This window comes from Anaerosporobacter sp. (assembly GCF_031551385.1).
Classification (GTDB): domain Bacteria; phylum Bacillota; class Clostridia; order Lachnospirales; family Lachnospiraceae; genus Anaerosporobacter.
The window spans coordinates 1-10,664 of the sequence record NZ_JAVBNS010000262.1 but is presented as its reverse complement, the minus strand read 5'-3'; the positions used below and the strand labels follow the sequence as shown (position 1 = coordinate 10,664).

At 34.6% G+C, this 10,664-nt stretch carries 9 protein-coding genes and 1 riboswitch; of the genes, 1 reads left to right on the top strand and 8 read right to left on the bottom strand.

Annotated elements, in window-relative coordinates:
* Positions 1-274: 274 nt before the first annotated feature.
* Positions 275-892: a hypothetical protein gene (locus RMR19_RS19745; protein ID WP_310605223.1), complete on the top strand. Its 618-nt coding sequence runs from the start codon at positions 275-277 to the stop codon at positions 890-892.
* 174 nt (positions 893-1,066) lie between these two features.
* On the opposite strand, the gene RMR19_RS19740 is transcribed toward RMR19_RS19745, so the two are convergent.
* The 8 genes from RMR19_RS19740 to RMR19_RS19705 form a co-directional block, all read right to left on the bottom strand.
* On the bottom strand, positions 1,067-1,780 hold the full coding sequence (locus tag RMR19_RS19740; protein WP_310605222.1) for a hypothetical protein: 714 nt from the start codon (positions 1,778-1,780) through the stop codon (positions 1,067-1,069).
* Positions 1,781-1,873: 93 nt separating this feature from the next.
* The gene (locus tag RMR19_RS19735) at positions 1,874-3,358 is read right to left on the bottom strand and encodes a DUF1846 domain-containing protein (RefSeq protein ID WP_310605221.1); all 1,485 of its coding nucleotides are present in this window, start codon (positions 3,356-3,358) and stop codon (positions 1,874-1,876) included.
* A 164-nt stretch (positions 3,359-3,522) separates the two neighbouring features.
* Positions 3,523-5,604, bottom strand: a complete 2,082-nt coding sequence (glgX, locus tag RMR19_RS19730) for a glycogen debranching protein GlgX (protein WP_310605220.1) — start codon at positions 5,602-5,604, stop codon at positions 3,523-3,525.
* 183 nt (positions 5,605-5,787) lie between these two features.
* Complete coding sequence (locus RMR19_RS19725) at positions 5,788-6,477, bottom strand: radical SAM protein (RefSeq protein ID WP_310605219.1); 690 nt, start codon at positions 6,475-6,477, stop codon at positions 5,788-5,790.
* The gene (locus RMR19_RS19720) at positions 6,461-7,048 is read right to left on the bottom strand and encodes an ECF transporter S component (RefSeq protein ID WP_310605218.1); all 588 of its coding nucleotides are present in this window, start codon (positions 7,046-7,048) and stop codon (positions 6,461-6,463) included. Before RMR19_RS19720 ends, RMR19_RS19725 begins: the two co-directional genes overlap by 17 nt.
* 190 nt (positions 7,049-7,238) lie before the next feature.
* Positions 7,239-7,283, bottom strand: a riboswitch (PreQ1 riboswitch).
* A 113-nt stretch (positions 7,284-7,396) separates the two neighbouring features.
* The gene (locus tag RMR19_RS19715) at positions 7,397-8,155 is read right to left on the bottom strand and encodes a hypothetical protein (RefSeq protein ID WP_310605217.1); all 759 of its coding nucleotides are present in this window, start codon (positions 8,153-8,155) and stop codon (positions 7,397-7,399) included.
* A 306-nt stretch (positions 8,156-8,461) separates the two neighbouring features.
* A complete protein-coding gene (locus tag RMR19_RS19710) occupies positions 8,462-10,054 on the bottom strand; it encodes a hypothetical protein (protein WP_310605216.1) in 1,593 nt (530 codons plus the stop codon).
* A gap of 72 nt (positions 10,055-10,126) precedes the next feature.
* On the bottom strand, positions 10,127-10,570 hold the full coding sequence (locus RMR19_RS19705; RefSeq protein WP_310605224.1) for a M56 family metallopeptidase: 444 nt from the start codon (positions 10,568-10,570) through the stop codon (positions 10,127-10,129).
* Positions 10,571-10,664: the final 94 nt, after the last annotated feature.

Here is a 10,664-nt window from a genome sequence, read left to right as displayed (position 1 = left end):
ATTAAATAGAATAGATTAATTATGGATAGCGTGCTCTTTTGGGTATTATTTTGTACTATATTTTTATTAACTACAAAAACAAAGCTGGTTGTATTAAATATTTTGTTTCACTAACTATAAAAAGTTTTGTTTTGAAAAAACTACATAATCCAAACTATATAAAAAAGAATAATGGATATGAATACTTCTCATATCCATTAGCCTTTCTTTATTGTCATATAGTGCGATTCAAAGATTTTTCTATTATAAAATCACCTAAACAGAAAGGATTACTATGAAAAGGGTTACTATTTTAGCACTATTTTATGCTCTATTTTTAACGGCTTGCTATAATAAAGATGTTAGTATTAAGAACATTGCTGAACCAATATCCACTCCCCCCACTTATGCTGTTAACGAAAAAGGTTCTATTACAAATCCATATAATGGTTCAAACGAATCTTTTCAAATTACTTGTCAGATTCCCGATTATGGTAAAGAGTCTGAGATTGTTTTGGAATTTTCAAATACCTATCTACACAAATCAGCAGGTGGCTGGATGATAGATAGCAATATTACATTTATCTCTGGAAATGACACTACTCCTATTCATATCAATGATTATATTACTGTATTATACTATAACCATGAGGGTATCATAGGATTTGGTTGTAATCTCTTACTCGATGGAGATTTAGCGGGTGATAAAGAATTTGTCTTTACTAAAATTAATGAAATCTCCATCCGAGAAAATAATTTTATTCATGGTTATATATATACTAACGTCAAATTTGAAGATTTCAAAGGTCAAAATCCAAAAGTTGGTTCTATCAAGTATTTTGATGGAACTGACTATAAAGAAGTATTTTTCTATCGATATGAAGATGGTAAACCTCTTGGTATAGATGATTAATCTCAACTCATTTTAACCACCTCGAATGGCACATTACTAAAATCCATCTTATACCGTTTCTCTTAACCTAAAAGAGCACAATAAACTGAATCATCACAGTTTCTTTGTGCTCTTTTAATATTTTACATTACTTCATATATTATACAAGGGGCAAAATAACTCTTAACATCAACATCAATGAGTAATATTCGCCACCAACTCCACGAAATGCTGACCGAATTCGTCTGGAACATCCACCACCAGCATTTCTTCATATTCTCCATGCCCATGGTTATAGTAGTATAAAAGCACTAACTTATCATTGTCAATGTAGAATTTATACCCTCTAACCGAAACCAAAAGACCGTCTTTACTTTCTTTATAAAAAATGATTACCGGAGATTCAACTATGTCAGGAATTGGAAGAGTTCGTGTGTTTTTATTTACAGGTTCAGAAGGTTTATAGCGATTTTTTTCAGCAAAATCCATAAGTTTTTCAAACTTTTCAGAGTCTACATCAGGAATGGCTACAATGACAGGATCTCTGTAGATATTTTCCGTCCCGAACTGGCAATAATAATCATAATTGCTATCATCAGCGTAGTAAGACTGCGCCTGCTTCCATTGCTCTTCTGCACAATAAAGTATCGTGTTATCATAACCAATCTTCCTGCAACGTATTACATCAAATTGCTCAAAATCCAGATGCTTGAACTCTCTAGCATCAATTGTATAGTTGTCCCCTTCAAATGTAAGGTCTTTATTCAGATTCAAAAGACTATCGTCATAGAAACCTTTCCGATACGTTACCCCATCTATCTTTTCTGTCCTTGGCCATTCATCAGAAGAACAGGCTGTTAAACTTAAAATCATAAAAATACTTCCTATCATCCAAAGTACTTTCTTCATGCGAAATATACTCCCCCTCTTTTATAAGCAAATGGAACTGTTGCTTTACAAATGATTCCTCATCTATTTTTGCAACAGTCCCTACGTAACTCCTTATTGACCTTCTGTTAATAAACTTTGAGAAGACTTACTCTCCATTGTTACTTGAACGCCTAATTTCTTAAAGCAATCGCAATCTACTTTTGTTAATCTTACAGTTGAATGTACTTGAGCTCCTCTTAAGTTCTTTAATACATTCAATGCCTTAGCAGCATTCTCATCTGCTGAAGCACTGCTTGATAATGCGATTAATACTTCATCTGTATGAAGTCTTGGATTCTTACTTCCAAGATATTCTACCTTTAACTTTTGAATTGGCTCAATAGCACTAGGTGCTATAATATGAACATCATCTGGAATACCTGCAAGATATTTTACAGAGTTTAATAATACTGCTGCTGATGGTCCTAGCAAATCACTTGTCTTACCTGTAACAATTGTTCCATCAAGCAATTCTATAGCAACTGCATCTCCACCAGTCTCTTCCATTCTCTCTTTCGCTGCTCCAACAACTTTACGATCATTTAATGTAATCTTTGCTTGATTCATTAACAATTCAAGCTTATACAACTCGTCTTTTGTTGCACTATCTGTAGCTATTCTATTCAACGTATCATAATATCTTCGAATAATCTCTTGATTAGAAGCTTCCCTACATGCTTCATCATCAAAGATGCAATTCCCTGCCATATTAACTCCCATATCTGTTGGAGATTTATATGGGCTCTCACCATAGATTAGTTCAAACATGGCATTTACAACTGGAAATATCTCAACATCACGATTATAGTTAACTGTAGTCTCTCCATGTGCTTCAAGGTGGAATGGATCAATCATATTCACATCATTCAAATCGGCAGTAGCCGCTTCATATGCAAGGTTTACTGGGTGTTTTAAAGGAAGATTCCACACAGGGAATGTTTCAAACTTCGCATATCCTGCGTTCACACCTATTTTATGTTCATGATATAATTGCGATAAACAAGTCGCCATCTTACCGCTACCTGGACCTGGCGCAGTTACAACAACAAGTGGTCTTGTCGTCTCAACATATTCATTCTTTCCATATCCATCTTCACTAACGATATGATTCACATTGTTTGGGTATCCTTCAATATTATAATGATAATATACAACAACATCTTTTTTCTCTAGCTTGTCCTTGAATAGATTTGCACTAGTTTGTCCTGTATACTGTGAAATAACGGCACTTCCTACATGCAACCCTTTACGTCGGTATTCATCAATTAGGCGAAGTACATCCATATCGTATGTGATTCCTAAATCACCACGAATTTTATTTCTTTCTATGTCTTCTGCATTGATTACGAACAAAATCTCAGCTTGGTCTTTTAATTGCATTAACATCTGCAATTTACTAGATGGCTCAAACCCAGGAAGAACTCTTGACGCATGATAATCATCAAACAGCTTTCCTCCAAATTCTAAGTATAGTTTATTGTCGAATTTTCCTATACGTTCTAGTATATGTTCCGACTGCATTTTCAAATATTTCTCATTATCAAACCCTTGTCTCATATTTTTCATTCACCTTTGCATAATATTATATAACGTTTATTATATCATAACTTTATAAAATTAAAAGGAATGTGTCGATTTATTTTTAAAAAATGATACAAGGGTCAAAAAGTCATACTTTTCATGCTTGCATAAAACAGTATAACTTTGAGACCCTTGTATCATTATGATACCACCATTACCATTACGCTACGTGGTTGCATCTCTATCTTATTGTCTTCTACGATTCGTTCATTAGCAAATCCAGACTCTTCATACGTATCTACCATGACTACCCAATGTGCATCTTCAGGCAACTGTGGCAAATATATCGTCTGCACTTCCCAATACGCATTGATTGCAAGAAAAACAACATCATCTTTCGTTCCATCTTCTGTTTTTCCTGCAAACATAACACCTACTACATGACTATTCCACTGATAATCTGCATTCCAAGGATATAGACCATGACGGCTCATGCTCGGAAAGTTCATAGAACAAGTTTCTGTGTCCTTTCGAATTACAAGATGTTTCTTTCGAAATTCCGTCATATAGCAAAAGAATTTAAACATAGCTTCGTTTTTCTCAAGAAGAGACCAATCTAACCATGATACGATACTATCTTGACAATATGGATTATTATTACCAAACTGTGTGTTGCAGAACTCATCTCCTGCCAAAAACATAGGAATTCCACGACTTACCATAAGTACTGCAAACGCATTTTTCATTAATCGGTGTCGTAATTTTAGAATCTCTGGGTCATCTGTCTCTCCTTCAACTCCACAATTCCAACTACGATTGTTACTCTCCCCATCTGTATTATTCCAACCATTTGCTTCATTGTGCTTACTATTATAAGAATATAAATCATATAACGTAAATCCATCATGGCAAGTAATAAAGTTTACTGATGCATTTTCACCACGTACTTCAGGATCATATAAATCCTCTGAACCAGTGATTCTAGCAGCGGCAGCAGCAGCAAAGCCATCATCTCCCTTTAGAAAACTTCTCAAATCATCTCTATACTTTCCATTCCATTCTACAAAACGATGCCACGAAGGGAAACTTCCTACTTGATAAAGTCCACCAGCATCCCATGCCTCTGCAATTAATTTGACACGACCAAGAATTGGATCAAAGGCAAGACTTTGAAGTAGAGGTGGCTTATTCATCGGCGTTCCGTCTTCATTTCTTCCAAGAATAGATGCTAAATCGAAGCGAAAACCGTCAACACGATAATACGTTACCCAATATCGCAAACAATCTATTATCATCTGCTTCACGATTGGATGATTACAATTTAGCGTGTTTCCGCATCCACTGTAGTTATAATACTTCCCTTCTGGAGTTAACATATAATATATATTATTATCCAAACCTTTAAACGAGAAGAATGAACCGTCTTCATTTCCCTCTGCCGTATGATTGAAAACAACGTCTAATATAACTTCAATTCCATTCTCATTTAATGTCTTGACTAGTCTCTTTAATTCGTCTCCCTCTCGATTATATTCAACACTTGCACTATATCCTGTGTTAGGAGCAAAAAAACTTACGGTATTATACCCCCAGTAGTCAATAAGATCATGACCTTCATATTCTCGATGAGCATGCATTTCATCGAACTCAAAGATTGGCATAAGCTCTACTGCAGTTACTCCAAGCTTTTTTAGATATGGTAACTTCTCGATTAACGCTGCATATGTTCCTGGTCTTGTCGTTACTTTTCCATCTAATATACTAAATCCACGTACATGAAGTTCATATATAATCAAATCTTCCATTGGCAGCAGTGGTTGTACGAAGTCTCCCCAGTCAAAATCATCACGAACTACTCTTGCTTTATATATAATATCTTTTGTTGGAACTCTCCCCCATACACTTTGACCTGTAACAGCTCTTGCATATGGATCAAGTAAATACTTCTCTTTGTCGAAGATAAGCCCTTTCTCTGGATCATATGGGCCATCAACGCGGTAACAATATTCGAACTCTTCTATATCAAGTCCAAACACAATCATAGAATACACATAACCTATCTTATAATGTTCTGGAAACTTAATAATTGCATATGGCTCGTCTTCTGTCCGTTGAAACAATAACAGTTCACATGAAGTTGCTTGATTTGAATGAATCGTGAAATTGACTCCTCCTGGGATTGCTGTAGCACCATTAATTTCATAGAACCCCGGTCGAATATCAAATCCATCGATACGATCAAAGGGAACTAGATTAATCTTGTGATTCGTAATCTCATTCATACGCTTATCTCTCCGTTCTTCGTTCTTGTCTTACACTTAAGTAATGAATTTTCTTATTATTTCATTATTACTATATGTTACCATTGATAATTGTATTTTACAAGTCAAATTTAATACTATATTCAAACAATTCCAACACAATAGAATGAATTTGGTTTTATATATTATCTATTGTTTACACATTTAATCTCCAACTCCAAAATCTACATTGTTATATAAGACTTCTACCTTCGGGTTTTCATCAAGAAATGCGTACTTCTCACAAAACCATTCAACCAATTCATCATCCCTACGTATCTGTGTTGTGTTATTAACAAATACATTCACTGTGCCTCGTTCAAAATGTGTAAGCATAGTCTCTATATCCTTATCTATCATTTCTCTCGTCTGCCCTTTTATTCCCACCATAAGACAAACTGATGCGAAATATCTACTCACTTCTTTAGGTTCTTTAAATTTTGCATTCTTATTCAGATAGTTCTCACGAAAATCATAATCAAACGATTCCACGCCAATCTTAAAGCTAATGGGAATTCCCATATATGCCTTCATTATCTCCAATCGATTACGATAGATCCAATGTGCTTCAAAGAAAAGGTGTTTGATATTCTTCTCCTGTATAATCGTTCGAATCATCTCTAATGTTTTATCCGGAATCTCGAAGCAGCTTCCGGAATTGATTACCTCTAATACACCAAATTCACCTGTTATATTCGAAAGCACTTCCTCATTAATTGCATTTATCTCTTCTTCATCTCTTGCATTATCATCGATATAATCACAGAATGCACATTTCCCCCATTTACAAGGAAATGCTTTCAGTAATACAATTTCACGCTGATTTTTATTCGTTATCTTACTGTATCGCTCCATATTTTCTATTCTCTCCCTTTATTCTGCTAAGTACATCCTTTGGCATTGTTTTTATTACAACAATCGCAATTCCTACTGCAAGAAGACGGTCTGCATATTCAGTTATTAACTGCACTACGAATACACTTGCCCACATATTCGTACCAATCTTTCTTAATATAAATACAATTAGTGCCGAACCCGACGAGGTAACTCCACCAAACAGATACGCACAAATGCCAGAGCTTATCACGATACTTGGCATAGCCATAACAAGTGTTCCGATACATACTCTCCATGTCTTTGCCCATTTTGTTTTGAATACGAGACCTACCATCATACCAGTAATCAGATGGGGAATCATAAAATACAAGGAATAGATATCTGTAGTAATACCATTTATTACACAACTTATAAATCCTGGTATGATTCCAAATACAGGGCCTAATACTGCACCTATAAATACTGTCCCTATACAGTCCAGATAAATCGGCAGTCTTAGCAGTAACGCAACCTGTCCTCCTACGATGTTGATAACTGCTGCTAATGCAATTATCGTGATTTGATTTGTTGATACTTTCTTCTTGTTCATCTTGTTTTCTCCTCTTTTTTTAATTACTTCAAAAGAAAAGAGCAACAAAAAAATGCCTTAACAAGCTCTTTACCATATCATCACTCTTATTTTGTAACCTCTCTAATTCTATAAAACTCTCTAAGAATTTGGATATCACAAAATAATCATGACCTTGGCATGAGTTTGTTAAGACATCTTGTTTGCTTTTCAATCCTTAGTTTTTTATACTGGGAAGTTTTCGAACCAGTCGAAATAGTTCTTTTACATTCTCTAGAACTGTTTCTGTTTTATACCGAGGATATTATAGCATAATTAATTCTATTATTACAAGAAGGAATGTAACTATTCCGCTCTAAAAGCTAAATTCTATTTTACGTATGAATGATAATACAACTCTGTTGTTTCCGTTTGCTTTGTGTATTTATCTGTATATGTAATACGGATATATGTTGGAATATCCATTGATGTACTAAAGTAATGATCACTATAAATCGTATCATCATAATTACTTGTATAAGTATAGTCATAAGTATATGCCTTTGTTCCAAATGTTACTTTTCCACCATTTTTAAATGTTTTGTATACAATTTCGCTCTCTGTTGAATTATCTTTCTTTGTTACCTTATAGTAACCATACTCTAATTTCTTAATTGTATTTCCAGACTCTAATGCCACTTTTACGTTAGCACTCTTTCCAGTTAATTCACTTGATGTTAATTTTTTACCATCAAATGTAATACTTTTTACTGGACTACCGTATGCATATACTTTTACTTTCTTTGTAGCTATTTTTTTACTATCTGCATCTACAATGTCAAAGCTCACTGTATATGTACCATTCTTACTTGCACGTACACCAATTGCATATTCATTTTTTCCACTATTTGTACTAGTTGAAGCGTATGTAAGCATTGCAAATACATTCTTATTATCTGTTTTAATATTCGATATTGATTGTGTAACATCAGCAAGTTCAATTTCTATTGCTCTTGAATCTGAATAATATATTCTTGCCTTCGTTGGTATACTATCTTTTTTCTCTGCTGCTTTCGTCATTGCTGGCATACACGTTACTAACAATACCAATGCTAACATAATGCTACATAATTTTTTCATCTTTTTCATATCCTTAAATCTCCTTTTCCATACTTTTTTAATAATCCTTTCTAGTGCTCCAGCCGCTCAGTGTTGATACAAAGAACGCCGGATATTTATCAATATACAAGGCGGAAGAAGGTTGCTATGCGATGGCATCGTCGACTGATGACAACGCAGTAGATTGGTAAATAGCCAAGTTATTAGTATTGAAACTAGTTGAATGAGCACTAGGATTACTTTAGATGATTATAGCAGAAAAAATACATTTGTAAATGGATTATCTTCACTACTAGTTATAAAGTCTTCACTACTAGCTATAAAGGATTATTTCTTCTACCATGCTGGTGCCATGGATAATACAAATACATACTCACACACTTGGTTTTCTCCAAATTCACATAGCACTCGAAATCCTCTATAAGACGGATTCGTATACGTATTCGAACTTGAGCTTAGATATAATGCCATATGCTGTGTTAATCCAACGTAGTACTTCTCATCCTTACCATATCTTACTGCTCTTTCTATCTCTCCTACTTCTGCGCCATATTGCTGCCCGCCACCTTCTGTAATCAAGTAATCCTTCACCGTGATTTTCGTTGGTTTTGTATCTTCAAAAGTCAAGCAAATCTCACACATATCATTAAATAACGTATCTGGACTAGCAAACTGCGGAGTGCTATCCGCTTGCAACAAATCAGAAAATTCTATACTTTCTTCCTCTTCTGTATTCCAGTTTACTTTTCTTCCGACACAATTTAATTTGATATCATTGATAATAACGGTTATCTGTGGTATCTCGTCCATTGTTTTTACTTCTGCATCTTTCGTATCGCTTTCTGGCATCATATAATCATAGTCCCATTGATAATATGGAAACTCTTCTGTTTGCTCTGGAAGTATATGTATCCTATCCTCCGCAATTACAAGTTTTCCATAATCTTTTAGGGGTTTCTTTGTTAAAACATTTTGTTCATATATTTCGTCCACTTCTATTAGGTGTACTTCCTCATCACTAATCTTCTCTAATCCTAACATACCATATCCTTCTCTTCCAACAAAGCAGTTCGTATAATTAAGATGTAATACTTTATTCAGACTATTAAAATAGATTGGGTTCTCCACTTGATATACATTCAAGGACTTTCTGTATACGCCTGTTTTATATTCGCTATTTAAAGAAATCAGTTCATATGTTCCGTTTTTATCGATATCTGCCACACAAACATCTTCCAAGGAATCGAAAATCTGATAAGCTTTATTTTCATATATTATATATGTTCCTGTTCTATTTCCATTCGCCAAATAAGTACTATATAGTAAAAATCCTGTTTTATCATATAATCCAGTAACCCAGTTCTTTACGACTACCGATGCTTCTACTATATTCTCCATACCATCTTCCTTCGTATGGTAGAGAGCACGATCATAGTTCTTTATCAATTGCATCGCTTCTTCATTTGTTATAAGCTCCTCTTCGGCAATCACACTCTTATCACTTTTTACAATGGATACAATCGCTACGTCCTTCATATCTATTATCTGAACACGCTTTTCTGCATTCTTGTAATAAAGATAGGAGTAAACGTCCATTGCCTCCTCTTTATATAACAAATAGCCTTGTTCAGCCAATGAATCCTGATATTTCTTTAATACTTCGGCATTCATATCATGGCATAGATACGTATCTGCCTCCTTTACGATTGAAACATCTGGTAGTAATGCAGCATCTTCTGCAAACTCTTCCTTGTTTGTGTCTATGTTTGTTTCCAGTTCCATTGACCCCTTGTTTTCTTGTGTTTCTTGTCCATCTGCTTGCTGCGTACTTTTTCTTTCTTCGTTCCTGCTACATGCTAATAAAGTCATACTACAAAGTAACAGACCTAGCAGACAGCATAAACCCTTCACCCATATCTTTTTATTCATATTCGTAACCCAACCTTTCTCATTGTCTGCAAATTACGCGGCTATACAAGACTATTTTTTTTGTTACAACTCTTACTTATTCGATAATACTACAATTGCCATTATTGCAAATATTACGATGAATACACTCAATGCTACAATAGAAAATCTCCTATAAGCAAGTACACTTTTGATTCTAGCCTTTACATTTCCTCCTCCAAATGCCACCGCATACATCGTTGTTTTTCTTCTTGTAAATGCTAATAATGTCTCAACATAATCCAGTCGCTCTTTTTCATAAAAGTTACGCACAGTTCTCTCATCGCAGGCTAATTCCATATCTGCAAAGAAATATCGTAAAGTAATCCAAGCGAGTGGATTAAACCAGTGCATACAGCAAATTAAGATTGCAAGCATACGCCACAGATTATCCTTATGTCTGATGTGTGTCTTCTCATGAGCGAGCAAGTATCTTACCTGCTTCTCTCCCTTAATATCTCCGTTTATATCTTCTTGCATACTTTCAGGTACTATAATTCTTGGTCTTATAATTCAAGGTATTTTAGTATATCCTATAGCCATTAAAACACTTGGTAAGGCGAGTCCTATTAAATTTTATAAAGCATTTTTC